General features: G+C 41.7%; 16 protein-coding genes. 11 read left to right on the top strand and 5 right to left on the bottom strand.

The window, feature by feature from the left end; translation table 11 throughout:
* Positions 1–221 precede the first annotated feature (221 nt).
* The 3 genes from NSQ17_RS18245 to NSQ17_RS18235 form a co-directional block, all read right to left on the bottom strand.
* Positions 222–890, bottom strand: a complete 669-nt coding sequence (locus NSQ17_RS18245; RefSeq protein WP_342467663.1) for a glycosyltransferase family protein — start codon at positions 888–890, stop codon at positions 222–224.
* On the bottom strand, positions 883–1,572 hold the full coding sequence (locus tag NSQ17_RS18240) for a class I SAM-dependent methyltransferase (protein ID WP_024719497.1): 690 nt from the start codon (positions 1,570–1,572) through the stop codon (positions 883–885). The genes NSQ17_RS18245 and NSQ17_RS18240 overlap by 8 nt, the downstream gene beginning before the upstream one ends.
* 298 nt (positions 1,573–1,870) lie before the next feature.
* Complete coding sequence (locus tag NSQ17_RS18235) at positions 1,871–2,011, bottom strand: anti-repressor SinI family protein (protein ID WP_008345506.1); 141 nt, start codon at positions 2,009–2,011, stop codon at positions 1,871–1,873.
* A gap of 458 nt (positions 2,012–2,469) precedes the next feature.
* Between NSQ17_RS18235 and NSQ17_RS18230 the strand changes: the two genes are divergently transcribed.
* Positions 2,470–2,853, top strand: coding sequence for a GtrA family protein (locus tag NSQ17_RS18230; protein ID WP_024719496.1), 384 nt, complete (start codon positions 2,470–2,472; stop codon positions 2,851–2,853).
* A 26-nt stretch (positions 2,854–2,879) separates the two neighbouring features.
* The gene (locus NSQ17_RS18225) at positions 2,880–3,137 is read left to right on the top strand and encodes a hypothetical protein (RefSeq protein WP_008345502.1); all 258 of its coding nucleotides are present in this window, start codon (positions 2,880–2,882) and stop codon (positions 3,135–3,137) included.
* A 34-nt stretch (positions 3,138–3,171) separates the two neighbouring features.
* Here NSQ17_RS18225 and NSQ17_RS18220 read toward each other — a convergent pair whose 3' ends face one another.
* The gene (locus tag NSQ17_RS18220) at positions 3,172–4,017 is read right to left on the bottom strand and encodes an AraC family transcriptional regulator (RefSeq protein WP_008345501.1); all 846 of its coding nucleotides are present in this window, start codon (positions 4,015–4,017) and stop codon (positions 3,172–3,174) included.
* A gap of 175 nt (positions 4,018–4,192) precedes the next feature.
* On the opposite strand from NSQ17_RS18220, the gene NSQ17_RS18215 reads away from it, so the two are divergent.
* The 8 genes from NSQ17_RS18215 to qoxD all read left to right on the top strand — a co-directional run bounded on the left by NSQ17_RS18215 (position 4,193) and on the right by qoxD (position 13,466).
* Entirely contained in the window at positions 4,193–5,377 is a 1,185-nt protein-coding gene (locus NSQ17_RS18215) for a galactokinase (protein WP_342467662.1), read from the top strand.
* Positions 5,377–6,369, top strand: a complete 993-nt coding sequence (gene galE, locus NSQ17_RS18210) for a UDP-glucose 4-epimerase GalE (protein ID WP_017368288.1) — start codon at positions 5,377–5,379, stop codon at positions 6,367–6,369. The genes NSQ17_RS18215 and galE overlap by 1 nt, the downstream gene beginning before the upstream one ends.
* Positions 6,370–6,400: 31 nt before the next feature.
* Complete coding sequence (galT, locus tag NSQ17_RS18205; protein ID WP_342467661.1) at positions 6,401–7,921, top strand: UDP-glucose--hexose-1-phosphate uridylyltransferase; 1,521 nt, start codon at positions 6,401–6,403, stop codon at positions 7,919–7,921.
* A 7-nt stretch (positions 7,922–7,928) separates the two neighbouring features.
* Positions 7,929–9,011 (top strand): aminopeptidase P family N-terminal domain-containing protein, encoded by a 1,083-nt coding sequence (locus tag NSQ17_RS18200; protein ID WP_024719492.1) that lies wholly within the window; start codon positions 7,929–7,931, stop codon positions 9,009–9,011.
* Positions 9,012–9,524: 513 nt separating this feature from the next.
* Positions 9,525–10,481, top strand: coding sequence for a cytochrome aa3 quinol oxidase subunit II (gene qoxA / locus NSQ17_RS18195; protein WP_089374137.1), 957 nt, complete (start codon positions 9,525–9,527; stop codon positions 10,479–10,481).
* Positions 10,482–10,508: 27 nt separating this feature from the next.
* A complete protein-coding gene (qoxB, locus tag NSQ17_RS18190; RefSeq protein WP_007497822.1) occupies positions 10,509–12,467 on the top strand; it encodes a cytochrome aa3 quinol oxidase subunit I in 1,959 nt (652 codons plus the stop codon).
* Entirely contained in the window at positions 12,467–13,084 is a 618-nt protein-coding gene (gene qoxC, locus NSQ17_RS18185; protein WP_007497820.1) for a cytochrome aa3 quinol oxidase subunit III, read from the top strand. The genes qoxB and qoxC overlap by 1 nt, the downstream gene beginning before the upstream one ends.
* Position 13,085: 1 nt before the next feature.
* Positions 13,086–13,466 carry a cytochrome aa3 quinol oxidase subunit IV gene (gene qoxD / locus NSQ17_RS18180; RefSeq protein WP_007497818.1) on the top strand — a complete coding sequence of 127 codons (381 nt, stop codon included), beginning with the start codon at positions 13,086–13,088 and terminating at the stop codon, positions 13,464–13,466.
* 77 nt (positions 13,467–13,543) lie between these two features.
* Here qoxD and NSQ17_RS18175 read toward each other — a convergent pair whose 3' ends face one another.
* Positions 13,544–13,807 (bottom strand): spore morphogenesis/germination protein YwcE, encoded by a 264-nt coding sequence (locus tag NSQ17_RS18175; protein ID WP_008345491.1) that lies wholly within the window; start codon positions 13,805–13,807, stop codon positions 13,544–13,546.
* A 475-nt stretch (positions 13,808–14,282) separates the two neighbouring features.
* Here NSQ17_RS18175 and NSQ17_RS18170 point away from each other — a divergent pair, with 475 nt between their 5' ends.
* Positions 14,283–15,494: an FtsW/RodA/SpoVE family cell cycle protein gene (locus NSQ17_RS18170; RefSeq protein WP_008345489.1), complete on the top strand. Its 1,212-nt coding sequence runs from the start codon at positions 14,283–14,285 to the stop codon at positions 15,492–15,494.
* Positions 15,495–15,599: the final 105 nt, after the last annotated feature.

The following is a 15,599-nucleotide window of genomic DNA, read 5'->3' as shown; positions in this document are numbered from 1 at the left end:
TCGGAAAGGTTATTGGTTCTACAAATCAGATCCGAAAGCATGAGCTCCGTTTCCTTTTCTTGAAAGCTGCACAAGATCTCAAAAGCACCAAAAGGCCATTTCAAGACATGTGTGAGAGGCATTTTCATTCATGCTCACCTAACATCATGACGTGGAAAATAAAAAAGAATGTAGCAAAACATGAGTTTCTCTACATTCTGGGCACCCGAAAAGGGTGCTTTCTACCGATAATGCGCAAGAAATGTTTGTCTTGCTTTTTCATATGCTTCTGCATCAAAATGATCTCCGCATTTGTGAATACACCAGGGCTCCACTTGCCTTGCAATCCCAACCTCATATCCCTGCTGTGCAAACTCAAAAGATTGTGACACATCATAAAAATGAAAGCCGTCTAAAAGATCCTCACGCCACTTGATATCATATTGTGTTGCCATAAAAAGACCGTCAATAGCAGAAGCTTTGATATAACCATGGGGCTCTGTCTGTGGATGACCAGATTCAAACGTTAGCAGCTGATAGGTGTCGTGCCGATATTCAATGACTTTCCCTCTGCAATCATGGCTCTCCCACCAGATTCCATTGTCTGGCACACTTTCTGCACCTATTACCCCAAGCATGCCAAGTGACGGATTTTGCAAGAAAAGTGGAATCAGCTCGAGAAGCATATGCTGTTTGACGATGAGTGTATCTTGATGAAGATAAATTTTAAACTGTGCAGGATGAGTGAGAGCTTCATTGTATGCAGAGGCCATACTTGATGCATGTCTAATGGGCAAAACCTCTACATGATACCCGTGCGGAGCAGGAAGTGAAGCGAGCTGCCGGAAGCAAGCTTGGAACATCGACTCATCATTTACACATAAAACAAATAAGATGGTGGGGCTACTCATTGAGTTGAACCGCCTCAACCACGTATTGATAGGCTGTCGCAGCCTCGTTAAAATCAAAACGGATGCCATGTTTTACGAGTAATTCATGTAGATCATTCATGACGCCCGTATAGGAAGGGTGTTGTACACGAATGGTTTCAAGCTCACGAACATGAAACCCGGCTGACTGAAAGAGGGCATGAATTTCGTGAAGGGTAAAGAAGCGTAAATGTGTTTGATCCATTAACCCTGCATCTGTATAAGTAAATCTCCCGGCTAGTAATTCTAAAACCGTTGAAATATGACCAATATTCGGAATGGAAGACAAGATGGCCCCTTCCCTTTTTAGAAAGGGTTTGACCTTTTTTAAAACGGCCCAAGGGTCCAATAAATGTTCAAGGACGTCTCCGAAAATGATGCAGTCAAATTGTTCATGCTGATAAGGCAGCGCCATCTGTTCAATATTGCCGCATAAAACATGATCCAGCGCTTTCTCAGCCTGCTTTGCCGCATCTTCAAAAGATTCAATTCCATATATGGTACGGTCTTGTTGTTTTAGGACTTTGCCAAGCTGGCCTGTGCCGCATCCGATATCCAAGATAGACGTCCATTCCTTGCGAATACGATGGACAATCACAGGGTTCACACCGTGATAATATTGATCCTTCTTTTGATGATAATAAGATAGGGAATCTGAACTCACGCGCCACCCACCTTTCTTCTTTCTTGTGTCTTATGCTTAATATATGGGTGGGGAGCTTGGTTTTATAACGAAAATGGGCAATTTTCATGAATGACAGCTAAAAAGGGGTCATATAAAGAACAGGGAACGGACTGTCCTCCTAAAAATAGAAAGACAGAACCCCATTGAGTGGAAGGGATTGGTATGATGAGGTGTTCAATTATTGTAGCGTATCGTCATGAAAGGATGTTTAAAAGGTCAATTGACAGGTTAGAACTTTAGCCAAAGCAATCTGAAAGACAAAGGATAACGGCGTTGATTACGGTTTGTTTATCATCTTCTGATCACCGTTGGATGTTAAAAAAGCTTGTATTTCCTCGATGCCTAGTCCAATTTTTTTCGCTTCTTGAATCAAATAAACCCACTCTTCGTCAACTCTTCTTTTCACTTGCGTATCCATAATATCCTCCAGTTCAATAAGACATATTCATCTGCAACCAATGACTTGAACAAACCGTCTAGTAACTGTACGTGTATGTGAATGGAGTACAAAAATAGATTTTTGTCGAAAAATGATGACATTTAACCTATTTTGTAAAATCTATCACCTACCACGTCCCTAAAAAAATGACTAAAAAACCCATAAATATTGAATTCTTACTTCTCATAATAAACAATTGTAAAGTCAGTTAAAAGATTATAAATTAAAATAATGATAAAGACCTAAATCATTTGACTCATATAAACCAATAGGGTTGACATATGCCATCAGCGTGAACAAATTTCATCTTTACAGGACGCACATATTGTTCGTTTGGGAAGTTCTTCTTAAGATGGTATTCTAAAAGAAACAGAATTCACCAAGAAGGAATGAAGAAAGACATGTATAGCCTTTTTCAAAAGTATCAAGAAGTTGTCATGTATCTGATCATGGGTGTGTGTACAACCATTGTCAACATAGTCAGCTTCTATTTATTCGTTGAGATGTTTTCTATGGATTACAAAACAGCAACGGTTGTTTCATGGGTATTTGCTGTGCTCTTTGCTTATATCACCAATAAGAAGTATGTCTTCAAGCAAAAGGCTCGTGACACAAAAAGCCTAATGCGTGAGCTTTCTTCATTTTTTAGTGTCCGTCTCATGTCTCTAGGTGTAGATCTGGGGCTGATGATTTTATTTGTGAGCCAAATGGCGCTCAACGAAACCGTCGCAAAAATTCTTGTTAACTTTGTGATTGTCGTGGTCAATTATGTCGCCAGTAAATGGTTCGTCTTCAAGAAAACAAAAGAAGATGCGATTTAACACATGAAAAAGATAGGTGATGTGAAATGAGCAGCAGGCCAGACGAATTATATGATGCCATATATCAACAAACAGAAAAGCAGCATGAACAAGTGTTGAGGCTAGTCAAAGAAATGACCGCACATCCAGAAGCATTTTCTGAACAAGAAAAGGAAAAGATCAACCGAATGGACATTGCGCTTCAAACAGCAACGGACATTTTAGAAAATTTAATGACCCCTGATACGCAAATGACCATTGTTTTAAGACAAGGGAGAATTCGTGTTGACCTAACGAAAGCGTAAAAGAAGCAGCCAATTGAAAAGCGGCTGCTTTTTATTATGCATCGCTTGTTTCCCGGAGTTGCTTTGGAGACATGCCGATTTTCTTTCGAAAGACTTTATTCAAGTAATTCGCATTTCGGTAGCCGCACTGTGTGGCGATTTCTTCAATCGAGTATTTCGTTGTTTTCAGTAACGTTTCCGCCTTTTCTAAACGAATATTGGTTAAATAATGAATCGGTGTGAAGCCAGTTGCCTTTTTGAATTCCCTCGTAAAATGACTTTTGGATAAACGTGCCGCAGCTGCCATATCGTCAGGCCCAATCTCCTCGTGAAAATGGTGGCTTGCAAATAAGGCCGCTTGGACGATGGGCTCAGGCCATTTCTCCATTTGTCCCTCAAGCTTTGGCAAATATGAATACAGTTCCATGACAAATTGATAAGCAAGGCTAGACCCCTCAAATGGATTGGTAATCCGTCTTTCACTGGCTTCATCATAAATCTTCTTTAGCAGGCGGATCGGTTTGGAATTCGGATGAAAACGCATGACCTGCTTTCCTTGATCGATAAATTGATCAAAGCAAAGGTCACAGGCTTCCCCATAAAGTGTTAAATAGAGAAATTCCCAATGTTCACTGTCTTCTGGAAAATAGTATTGATAAGCACTGGGGCTTTTCACCAGAAAGGCCTGTCCAGGCAATACTTTGAATCGTTTCTGTCCGATTTCAATCATGCCGTGTCCAGACAGTGTGAGCTGAAAGATGCACTTGCCCTGATCCTTCCGCTCTACGCCATTCCAGCTGTATAACGAAGATGATTGAACTTCCCAGCCAACAGACCAAATTTGGGCCGGCAATGTCACATCAGAATGGTGAAAACGAAATGCAAATGCTTCTTTCTTCAAATTGGAAACCCTCCTTCACAGCAAAAAACAACCTTTTTCTATTTTGAATCATGTTACACCTCATATCACATCGTACCATTCACAGCAAAAAAAGGGTATTTTTTAACGATTTTTTTACCATTGAACTTCAGCTGACGGGGCAACTAAAATAAGATTATCAGAAGAGAAAAGGGGAATGGATATGATCGACACATTACGAGCAGCATTTCACCAGCAATTTGGAGATCAGGAAGAACTCCGCTATTTTTTCGCCCCAGGCAGAGTCAATCTGATTGGTGAACACACAGATTATAATGGGGGGCATGTCTTTCCATGTGCACTCACCCTTGGTACATATGCTGCGGGAGCAAGACGATCAGATGGACGCGTCAGAATGTATTCCTTGAATTTTGAAGAAGAAGGTGTGAAAGAGTTCGACCTTTTTGAAATCGCTTTCTCAGAATCGGACGGCTGGGCGAACTATCCGAAGGGAGTATTCCAACAGTTTATCGAAGCAGGTATGGATGTGAAAGAAGGCTTTGATATTGTGTATGCCGGCAATATCCCAAATGGTGCAGGCCTGTCCTCCTCTGCCTCTATTGAGCTCGTCACGGCTGTCTTGATCAATGAATGGTCGTCATTCGGCGTAACGCAAATCGACCTAGCCCTTCTTGCGCAGCGTGCTGAAAATGAGTTTATTGGCGTGAACTGCGGCATTATGGATCAATTTTCAATTAGTCTTGGAAAAGAAGGTCACGCTATTTTGCTCAATTGTGACACGCTTTCCTTTGAATACAGCCCATTTCGGCAAGAGGGTCTGGCACTTGTCATTGCCAATACAAATAAAAAACGAACACTTGCAGATTCCAAATACAATGAACGCCGTTCAGAATGTCAATCTGCTTTAAACGATCTTAGAAAAGAACGAGATATTGCGCATTTATGTGAGCTCACGATGGATGAATTCGCTAAGCATGAACATTTGATACAAGATGAAACGTGTAGAAGACGTGCAAGACATGCCATCACGGAAAACGAGAGGACCATGAAAGCAGTAAATTTTCTGAAAGATGATAAAATGGAAGAACTAGGTGCACTCATGAAGGCATCTCACCTTTCTTTAAAGAATGATTATGAAGTCACTGGGCTTGAGCTAGATGCACTGGCTCAAGCCGCATGGCAACATCCAGGAGCGATTGGTTCTCGTATGACAGGTGCTGGCTTTGGGGGCTGTACCGTCAGCATTGTGAAAGAAGAGCTGCTGGACTCATTTATAGAAGAAACAGGTGCGATTTATCAAGAAAAAACAGGCATTCAAGCCTCTTTTTACACAGCTGGAATTGGAGGCGGCGCTAGAGAATTAACGAAGGAGGACATTTGATGGCAATTTTAGTATGTGGAGGAGCAGGTTTTATTGGCAGTCATGCGGTAGCGGCTCTTTTGGCTAAAGGAGAACAAGTGGTGATTGTGGATAATTTGCAGACAGGTCATAAAGAGGCAGTCGTAAAGGGTGCCGTATTAGAAGAGGGAGATTTAAGGGATCACGCTTTTTTAAGACGTGTTTTTCAAACACATGACATTGAAGCGGTCATGCACTTTGCGGCAGATTCACTTGTTGGAGAAAGTGTAACAGACCCGCTGAAGTACTATGACAACAACGTCGGAGGGGCAACGGCTTTACTTCAGGTGATGAATGAATTTGATGTGAAACGTATTGTATTCTCTTCAACTGCTGCGACATATGGTGAACCAAAGCGTGTACCGATCGTTGAAACGGATGAGACGAACCCAACAAATCCTTATGGGGAAACGAAGCTCGCAATTGAAAAAATGCTGAAGTGGTCTGAGCAGGCATATGGTATCGAATACGTTGTGCTTCGCTATTTTAATGTAGCCGGTGCTCATACAGAAGGGATTGTCGGTGAAGATCATCAGCCAGAAACGCATTTAATCCCAATTATTCTGCAAGTGGCCTTAGGAAAACGTGATCAAATCATGATTTACGGTGAGGATTATGAAACAGAGGATGGCACATGCATTAGAGACTACATTCATGTTATGGATTTAGTAGAGGCGCACATTCTAGCGGTTGAGCGTCTGCGTGAAGGAAAAGGAAGCGCGACGTACAACTTAGGGAACGGCACAGGCTTCTCTGTGAAGCAGGTCGTAGAAGCCGCAAGAGAAGTGACGGGTCATGCCATTCCAGCACAGGTGGCAGAAAGACGTGCGGGTGATCCAGCTAAGCTGATTGCTTCATCAGAAAAAGCGCTGAAAGAACTAGGATGGAAGCCGCAATATGCAGATCTCCACACCATCATTCAAAGTGCATGGGATTGGTTTCAGAAACATCCAGATGGCTATCAAAGTGAGTAACGTGTAGCAGGCAGGGGAGGAGACAAAGGGAATGGCGATTGATATTTTTGAAAAGCTAGAACAGCTGATTCAATACGGGATCAATAAAGAGCTAATATCACCACTAGATATGGATTATACAAGGAACCGGCTGCTAGAGGTGCTTGGTCTCGATGATGCTGAGCCAAGAACAGTCTCAGGAGACAGCGACCTTGAAGACATCTTAATGCCGATGCTCGATTGGGCAGTTGAAACAGGTCTTATTCCTGACGGGACAGATACGTATCGTGATTTATTAGATGCCAAAATCATGGGCTGTTTGGTGGCGCCTCCGAGTGTCATCTATGCAAAGTTTGAAGAGAAACGCAAGCATTGCGGACCAAAGGCAGCGACAAGCTGGTTTTATGAAATGCAGCAGCATGCCCACTATATTCATACAGGCAGAATCGCCAAAAATGTGCAGTGGTTTACACCGACAGAAGATGGTGAGCTTGAGATTACGATTAATCTATCGAAACCGGAAAAGGACCCAAAAGCGATCGCTGAAGCCAAAAAGCTTAGTCAAAAGCAATATCCTCTTTGTCTCCTTTGTAAAGAAAACGTTGGGTTTGGGGGACGCATCAATCACCCAGCAAGACAGAATCACCGGATTATTCCGGTGACACTTACAAATGAGTCGTGGTTTATGCAATTCTCGCCGTATGTGTATTACAACGAACATTGTATTGTGTTCAAGGGCGAGCATGAACCAATGCAGATATCTAAAAAGACCTTCGAGCGTCTGCTTTCCTTCATATCTATATATCCGCACTATTTCATAGGATCAAATGCTGATCTTCCCATTGTTGGAGGCAGCATATTAAGTCATGACCACTTTCAAGGTGGTGCTCATGAATTTCCGATGGCGAAAGCAAAGATGGAAGAAGTGTTTTCTCTCCAAAAGTTTCCGAGGGTGAAGGCGGGTATTGTGAAATGGCCGATGTCAGTGATCAGGCTTCAAAGCAGCGACCAGCAGACGCTTGCGGAGGCAGCGGATTTTATATTACATGAGTGGAAAATGTATTCAGATCCAGAAGCGGGTCTGTTCTCTCATACAGGAGAGACCCCGCACAATACCATTACACCAATTGCACGTCGTCATGGGGATGAGTACGAATTAGATCTCGTGCTACGAAATAATCGTACAGACAAGCAGCACCCCGACGGAATCTTCCACCCGCACAAAGAAGTTCATCATATTAAAAAAGAGAATATCGGATTAATTGAGGTTATGGGTCTCGCCGTCCTTCCTGGAAGATTAGCAGAGGAATTAAGTCAGCTAAAAGCGGCGTTGCTATCCAAACACCCTCTTGAAGAAATCAAAGCCTGCCCGTCTATCATGAAGCACGAGTCATGGGCAGAGCGTCTGATCGAAGAGAATACCTTTACGAAGGACAACGTAGAAGCCATTTTACAAAAAGAAATCGGCCTCATTTTTTCTCGTATACTCGCGCAGGCGGGTGTGTTTAAAAGAACAGAGCAAGGGAAAACAGCATTTAAACGTTTCATTCAAACACTCCATACAGGCAGGTGATGAGTTGATGATTGAACAGGTAAGAACTTTAATGGAAGAAAAACAACTCGACGGTGTTCTGATTCAAAAGCGGAATAACTTTTCTTGGCTTACAGGAGGAAGAAGAAACCACATTGTGTTAAACACGCCAGAGGGCGTTTGTCAGCTACTTGTGTTGAAAGACGATATTGTCCTAGTTGTGAATCAAATGGAAGAAAAACGAATCATTGAAGAAGAAATGGCGTATTTTGACCATCCCTTTCAAGTCGTCACAATGGATTGGTTTGAGGATGAGACTCCTTACATTCAAACACTCATAAAAGACAAACGAATCGGTGCGGACATTCAAATGGAAGGAGTGGAATGGATCGAACCCGATTTGTCTCGTGTTCGATCGATCCTTTCAGCGCCACAGCTCAGCCAATACGAAACCCTTTGTCATGAAACAGCTGTTATTGTAGAAAGTGTCTGTCAAGAAATCGTTCCAGGACAGACGGAGCATGAAATTGCTTCGCTTGTTGCTCAAAGAGCGATCGGGCAGGGAATGACGATAGAAGTGCTGCTTGTGGCAACAGATGACCGGATTCATCAATATCGCCACCCGATCCCAACAGAAAAAGCACTTCAAAAGCATGCACTGGTTGTCCTTTGTGCTGAACGGCATGGACTCGTGGCAAATGTCACAAGATCCGTTTACTTTGGACAGCTACCAAAGGAGCTTGAAGAAAACAAGGAAAGGCTTGCGCGAATCGACACGGTCATGAATGCGGCTACTCGTCCAGGGAACACCATTGGAGATGTATTGAAGGCCGGCATTGCTCAATATGAAAAAGAAGGATTTCCTGATAGCTGGAAAAAGCTTCACCAAGGTGGCAAGACTGGATTTGTGTCTAGAGAGATCATTGCAGTTCCTACATCGGTGGAAGAGATCCAGCTTCATCAAGTATTCACTTGGAATCCTTCCTTACCAGGATTGAAATCAGAAGATACGATGGTCGTCGAGAAAGAGGGGAATCGCTTTTTAACCTATACAGGCAAGTGGACGTATATAGACATAGAACATGAAGGAAGCATCTATAGACGACCAGACATTTTGGTGAGAGACGAATAATGAGAAGCCGGCGATGAGCCGGTTTTTTGCTGGAAGTCTTTAGTGAGTTTCCACTCATTTATCACCATTACCAATCATTACAGCGCATAGGCGGAGGATCGATACTTTCTTTTCTTGTCGACTTGCGTTAAAATGAGTAAGGTTTTTGTTAAATATGGGGATACCTATTTCAGAATTGTTTACCTAGATAAAATTTCATAAAGTTAAATTGAAATTTGACCAAACTTTTTTATTGTGGTAAACCTAAATTTGACAAAGTTCTTGATTGTTTGTCCTTTGCCTTCAACTCTCAACTTTTCAAATTCCTAGAAATTTATTGTGTGTGCAATAATATAAATTTATGGCGAATTTATGACATTTCAATAGAAATCTGTTGAAAAATAAATGAACTTTTGAAAAAAGGGGAGCTAACTCCAACAGATTTTGATAGCATTACAAAGGGAAGAAAAGTTTTCGAAGGCAGATGGCTTTTCACAATTATTCAGCAATTTATACATTATTTAAGGAAGGATGGTGATCTTCTTGTTCAGAGCCATTAAACCTATGCTTTTATTAGCGATGCTCGTGAGTGTTTTTGTATTAGGAGGTTGCAGCAATATCGCTGTTTTAGATCCTAAAGGACCAGTCGCAGCACAACAAAAAGACTTAATCCTATTATCTATTGGATTCATGCTCTTTATCGTTGGTGCGGTATTTGTACTGTTTACCATCATTTTGGTTAAATACCGTGAGCGTAAGGACGTTGGAAACGCCTCTTATAACCCAGAACTACACGGGAATACGCTTCTAGAAGTTGTCTGGACAGTGATCCCAATATTAATCGTTGCTGCCCTTTCAGTTCCAACTGTAAAAACCATTTACTCTTTGGAAGAGGCGCCTCAAGCAACAAGTCATAAAGATCCACTTGTCGTTTATGCTACAGCAGTTGATTGGAAATGGATCTTCAGCTATCCAGAGGAAAATATTGAAACAGTGAACTACTTAAACATTCCAAAAGATCAGCCGGTTTTATTTAAAATCACTTCCGCTGATACAATGGCATCACTATGGATTCCTCAGCTAGGCGGGGAGAAGTATGCGATGGCTGGAATGGAAATGGAACAATATCTTCAAGCTGATGAAGTAGGCACATATGAAGGAAGAAACGCCAACTTCACAGGCGAAGGCTTTGCTCAGCAAAAATTCAAAGTCAATGCGATGACGCAGTCTGACTATGATAAATGGGTAAATAAAACGAAAAAAGAAGCACCGAAGTTAACGAAGAAAACGTATGACTACTTGATGCTTCCTGATGCTGCAGATGTGCAGACATTCTCATCAACACATTTATCTTTTGCGAAGCACGGAGAGGATTCTGAATATGCACTCCAAGCACGCAAACGTTTAGGTTACCAATCAGTTTCTCCGCATTCCAAGACAGATCCTTTCGAGAATGTGAAGAACTATAAAAGAAAACTAGAAAACGAATAAACTGACTAAGGAAAGGAGGAGGCCGTTATGCATTTAAAATGGGATGAGTTTTTTGTAACTGGAGACCCATTAATTCTTGGTGCGCAAATTTCTATCGCTCTTACTTCCATTGCTATTGTGTTTGTTTTAACCTACTTCAAAAAGTGGAAATGGCTCTGGAAAGAATGGCTGACATCAGTTGATCATAAAAAGCTTGGAATCATGTATATCCTTGCTGCTGTGATTATGTTCTTCCGCGGTGGGGTAGACGGACTGATGATGCGCGCGCAGCTGGCGCTTCCTAATAATACGTTTTTAGATTCAAACCACTATAATGAAATTTTCACAACGCATGGTACGATCATGATTTTATTCATGGCGATGCCATTCTTAATTGGTTTAATCAACGTCGTGGTTCCTCTTCAAATTGGTGCACGTGACGTTGCATTCCCGTATTTGAACAACTTGAGCTTCTGGACATTTATGGTCGGAGCAATGCTGTTCAACATTTCCTTCGTTATTGGAGGATCACCAAGTGCAGGCTGGACGAGTTACATGCCGCTCGCCGGAAATGATTTCTCACCAGGACCTGGACAGAACTACTACTTGCTCGGGCTCCAAATTGCAGGTATTGGTACACTAATGACAGGTATTAACTTCATGGTGACCATCTTAAAAATGCGTACAAAAGGTATGACGCTTATGCGTATGCCGATGTTTACATGGACAACATTGATCACGTCTGTCATTATCGTTTTCGCATTCCCTGTTTTAACAGTTGCTTTAGCACTTATGACATTCGATCGTTTATTCGGTTCAGCATTCTTTACACTCGAAGCGGGCGGTATGCCAATGCTTTGGGCGAACCTTTTCTGGATTTGGGGACATCCTGAGGTATATATCGTTATCCTGCCGGCTTTCGGTATTTTCTCAGAAATCTTTGCGACGTTCTCAAGAAAGCAGTTGTTTGGTTACAAAGCGATGGTTGTATCGATTGTGGCAATCTCTGTTCTTAGTTTCCTTGTGTGGGTTCACCACTTCTTTACAATGGGGAACAGTGCAGCGGTTAACTCATTCTTCTCGATCACAACAATGGCGATTTCTGTACCAACAGGTGTGAAAATCTTTAACTGGCTCTTTACAATGTATCGAGGCCGTATCAGTTTTACTTCACCAATGCTTTGGGCACTTGGTTTCATCCCGAACTTCGTAATCGGTGGTGTGACTGGGGTTATGCTTGCGATGGCAGCTGCGGATTACCAGTACCATAATACGTACTTCCTTGTATCCCACTTCCACTATGTATTAATCGCAGGTACTGTCTTTGCATGTTTTGCTGGTCTTGTTTTCTGGTATCCGAAAATGTTTGGTTACAAGTTAAACGAAAGAATCGGCAAATGGTTCTTCTGGGTATTCATGATCGGATTTAACATCTGTTTCTTCCCGCAGTACTTCTTAGGACTGCAAGGAATGCCAAGACGTATTTATACGTATGGACCAGAAGATGGCTGGACTGCACTAAACTTTATTTCAACAATTGGTGCATTCATGATGGGTATCGGATTCATCATCCTTTGCTATAACATTTACTACAGCTGGAGACACGCGAAACGTGAAGTGTCTGGAGACAGCTGGGGAGAAGGACGTACACTTGACTGGGCGACATCTTCTGCAATTCCGCCGCATTATAACTTTGCAGCACTTCCAGAAGTGACGACGCCAGATGCATTCCATCATTGGAAGCAAAACAATGTTGACGTTCATCCTGAAAAAGAATTCAAGAAAATTCACATGCCGCACAATTCAGGCAGACCGCTAATCATGTCTGCATTCTTCGGACTTGGTGCATTCGGTCTTGTATTTGAATGGTACTGGATTGGCGTTATCGGCTTAATCGGTGTATTCGCAACAATGATTTTACGTTCATTTGAATATGACGATGGCTACTATATTCCTGTTGAAGAAGTGATTGAAACAGAGAAAAAGAATAAGGAGGCGCAGAAGTAATGGGACATAATGATAGTAGCTATGCAAATGCACCGCTTGAATATCAGTCTGAAACAGGACGTTTAAACATCCTTGGTTTCTGGATATTCCTTGGCGCGGAAATCGTGTTATTCTCAACACTTTTTGCGACCTACTTTGTTCTTCATGGCAGAACAGCTGGCGGCGTTTTGCCAGCTGAGCTATTTGATATGAAGCTTGTATTGATCATGACATTCCTGCTATTGGTGAGTTCATTTACATGTGGGATTGCCGTTCATGAAATGCGCCGTGGAAGTACAAAAGGGGTTGTCATTTGGACGATTCTGACACTGCTTCTAGGTGCAGGCTTCGTTGGTTTTGAGATTTTCGAATTCTTCCATTATGTACATGAGGGTGCGAGCATCCATACAAGTGCATACTGGTCTGCATTCTTTGTTCTTTTAGGAACTCACGGATTACACGTATCCATCGGTATCTTCTGGATTACAGGTGTCTTGTTCCAAATTAAAAAACGTGGATTAACACCACAAACAGCAGCGAAGATCTTTATCTCAAGTCTATACTGGCATTTCCTTGATGTTGTATGGATTTTCATCTTCACAGCTGTGTACTTGATCGGATTAGGGGGGCTTTTGTGATATGGCTGGAAAAACACATTCCTCAGCAGAGCACGAACACTTCCCTTGGAAACACGTAGTCGGCTTCATTCTCTCCATTGTGCTAACCATCTTAGCATTCTGGATTGCCATCGGAGCTGAAATTGGCAGTTCCGCAAAACTATGGATTATCTTTGGTTTTGCCTTCATTCAAGCATTCTTGCAGCTGTTCATGTTCATGCATATGACAGAGAGCGAGAACGGAACTGTTCAAGTCGGAAATACTTTATTTGGTCTGTTCTGTGCGATCATTTTCGTCATCGGGTCTGTATGGATCTTCGCGGCTCACTACAGCCATGGAGAGAACAGCAAAGACGGTTATTCACCATCTGCGCCAAAGCAGTCTGAGCATTCAGAGAAATAATAAAAAACCACTCATCTTTCATAGGTGAGTGGTTTTTATGCTGATTGTGATAACGCTTCCAATTGATGATGCAATATCTATCTGCTGCTGAATCTTTTGCGAATGAATGGAAGTCCATAGATGAGGAATGCTGCAATGTGAGCCAGAATCACGTTAATGGCAAAGAATGCGATCATGAAGGTATGTCCTGCTGGAGATAAACTGCTTGTCATGTAAAGACCGAAGAAAATCCACATAATCATGATGGGTGGAATAGATGCTAATGCAATCTTTCTGTTTTCCAACCATAAAAACAGGGGTGTAGCTGTTGCAATACATAGGTACGCAAAGAACATATCCATCGTATCCAACTCCTTTGTAAGTTGATGTTCAATTCAAATGAGAGGTCAGGATGCAATTGTGTCTGTTTTTAGGAGATATTGTGAACATTTTGTTACAAATATTATACCACAATTGACTTTGAAGTAAACTCAATAATTGGAAAATGGGCCTTATTCCGCAGAAATTGTTTTTTTCTTATACCTCAGTTAAGCTTATGCTGGCAAGATGTTAACCTTTCATATCGCCACATAAGTCATTGAATTTTCCCCTTAAAATCTGTAAAATAATCTTTTTAAAGGACTTATGATCGGTTGTCATGATAGAGTAGAAAGGGATTTTTTCCTATTATTAGGATGAAAAGTATTTCATTTTTTGAAATTAGAATGGAACCTTTCAGGTGTCACTTCCGTCATATTTAAGGTGAGTTGCTTTTGTGAAAATTTCAATCTAATATAAATAAGGGCTTTTATGTTTTGTAATAAGGGTGGTTAGTTCATGAACAAGCAGAATACATCTCCTTACTATCAAGGAGATTTGATTTTTATATTTTTAGCCTTCTTTGCCATCAGTGTCATCGCTATTTATGCTGCGGGACAGTTTGGGCAATATGGATCTAATGCATGGACCAGACAGATCATTTACTACATGGTCGGGGTCATCTGTATTGTGGCTATTAATTACTTCGATCTGGAACAATTAGAAAAGTTAAGCTTATATATTTTTATAGGCGGCATTATGCTCTTAATTCTTTTGAAAATTGCCCCTGCACAAATTGCAGGTCATGATTTTGCTCCAATTAAAAATGGTGCAAAAAGTTGGTTCGTGTTACCGGGAATTGGAACATTTCAGCCTTCAGAGTTCATGAAAATTGGTTTGATTATGATGCTCGCCTCTGTCATTGGGAAGGCAACCCCAAGAGGAAAACGAACATTAGAAGATGATATTTTCCTACTATTAAAAATTGCTGGCGTGGCTGCTGTACCAGTCGGACTCATCTTTTTGCAAGATGCAGGTACGGCTGCGGTATGTATGTTTATTGTCGTTGTCATGGTCTTTTTATCAGGGGTCAACTGGAAATTGATCTCTCTCATCGGTTCAGTGGTTGTGCTCTTAGTTGCCGCTGTGTTAGCCGTGATTATTCTATTCCCTGATTTCGCACAAAAGATCGGGATTCAGCAGTATCAGATCAACCGGATTACCGCTTGGCTGCCTGATAGTTCTTCGACAGCTAACCAAGCCCAGACACAGGATGCATCTGGATCGGATAAATATCAAGTCGAGCAAGCCATTATGGCAATTGGGGCAGGACAAATTTTCGGGAACGGTGTTAAGAACTTAAAAGTATATGTTCCAGAAGCTCAGACAGATATGATTTTCTCTATCATAGGGGAAGCTTTTGGTTTTGTCGGCTGCGCATTTGTGGTCATCATGTTCTTCTTCCTGATTTATCGGCTTGTTGTACTGATCGACCGTATCCATCCTTATAGCCGGTTTGCGTCATTTTTCTGTGTAGGATATACAGCATTGATTGTCATCCATACATTTCAGAACATTGGTATGAACATAGGCGTCATGCCTGTAACGGGGATACCGCTCTTATTCATCAGCTTCGGGGGAAGCTCTGTTTTATCTGTTCTTATTGGATTTGGTATCGCCTATAATGCAAGTGTTCAATTAACGAAATATCAAAGTTATTTATTTAAATAAAACGGGTAAAGGGCAGTCTAAGCGTAGGCTGCCTTTTTGGCGTGAGTTCTAACTTTTGAAAAGTAATATTCATTTGACTTATGATAGTAGGAGTGAAGGAGGTCT

This window comes from Bacillus sp. FSL W8-0629, assembly GCF_038593225.1.
Classification (GTDB): Bacteria; Bacillota; Bacilli; order Bacillales; family Bacillaceae; genus Bacillus; species Bacillus altitudinis.
This window is presented reverse-complemented; position numbering and strand designations above follow the sequence as displayed.

Coding starts and splice junctions, on each gene's coding strand:
- NSQ17_RS18225 (WP_008345502.1), top strand. CDS start 2,880: ATGAGCAGCAGGCCAGACGAATTATATGATGCCATATATCAACAAACA.
- NSQ17_RS18235 (WP_008345506.1), bottom strand. CDS start 2,011: ATGGATACGCAAGTGAAAAGAAGAGTTGACGAAGAGTGGGTTTATTTG.
- NSQ17_RS18170 (WP_008345489.1), top strand. CDS start 14,283: ATGAACAAGCAGAATACATCTCCTTACTATCAAGGAGATTTGATTTTT.
- NSQ17_RS18215 (WP_342467662.1), top strand. CDS start 4,193: ATGGATATGATCGACACATTACGAGCAGCATTTCACCAGCAATTTGGA.
- qoxB (WP_007497822.1), top strand. CDS start 10,509: ATGCATTTAAAATGGGATGAGTTTTTTGTAACTGGAGACCCATTAATT.
- galT (WP_342467661.1), top strand. CDS start 6,401: ATGGCGATTGATATTTTTGAAAAGCTAGAACAGCTGATTCAATACGGG.
- galE (WP_017368288.1), top strand. CDS start 5,377: ATGGCAATTTTAGTATGTGGAGGAGCAGGTTTTATTGGCAGTCATGCG.
- NSQ17_RS18200 (WP_024719492.1), top strand. CDS start 7,929: ATGATTGAACAGGTAAGAACTTTAATGGAAGAAAAACAACTCGACGGT.
- qoxD (WP_007497818.1), top strand. CDS start 13,086: ATGGCTGGAAAAACACATTCCTCAGCAGAGCACGAACACTTCCCTTGG.
- NSQ17_RS18230 (WP_024719496.1), top strand. CDS start 2,470: ATGTATCTGATCATGGGTGTGTGTACAACCATTGTCAACATAGTCAGC.
- NSQ17_RS18245 (WP_342467663.1), bottom strand. CDS start 890: ATGAGTAGCCCCACCATCTTATTTGTTTTATGTGTAAATGATGAGTCG.
- NSQ17_RS18175 (WP_008345491.1), bottom strand. CDS start 13,807: ATGGATATGTTCTTTGCGTACCTATGTATTGCAACAGCTACACCCCTG.
- qoxC (WP_007497820.1), top strand. CDS start 12,467: ATGGGACATAATGATAGTAGCTATGCAAATGCACCGCTTGAATATCAG.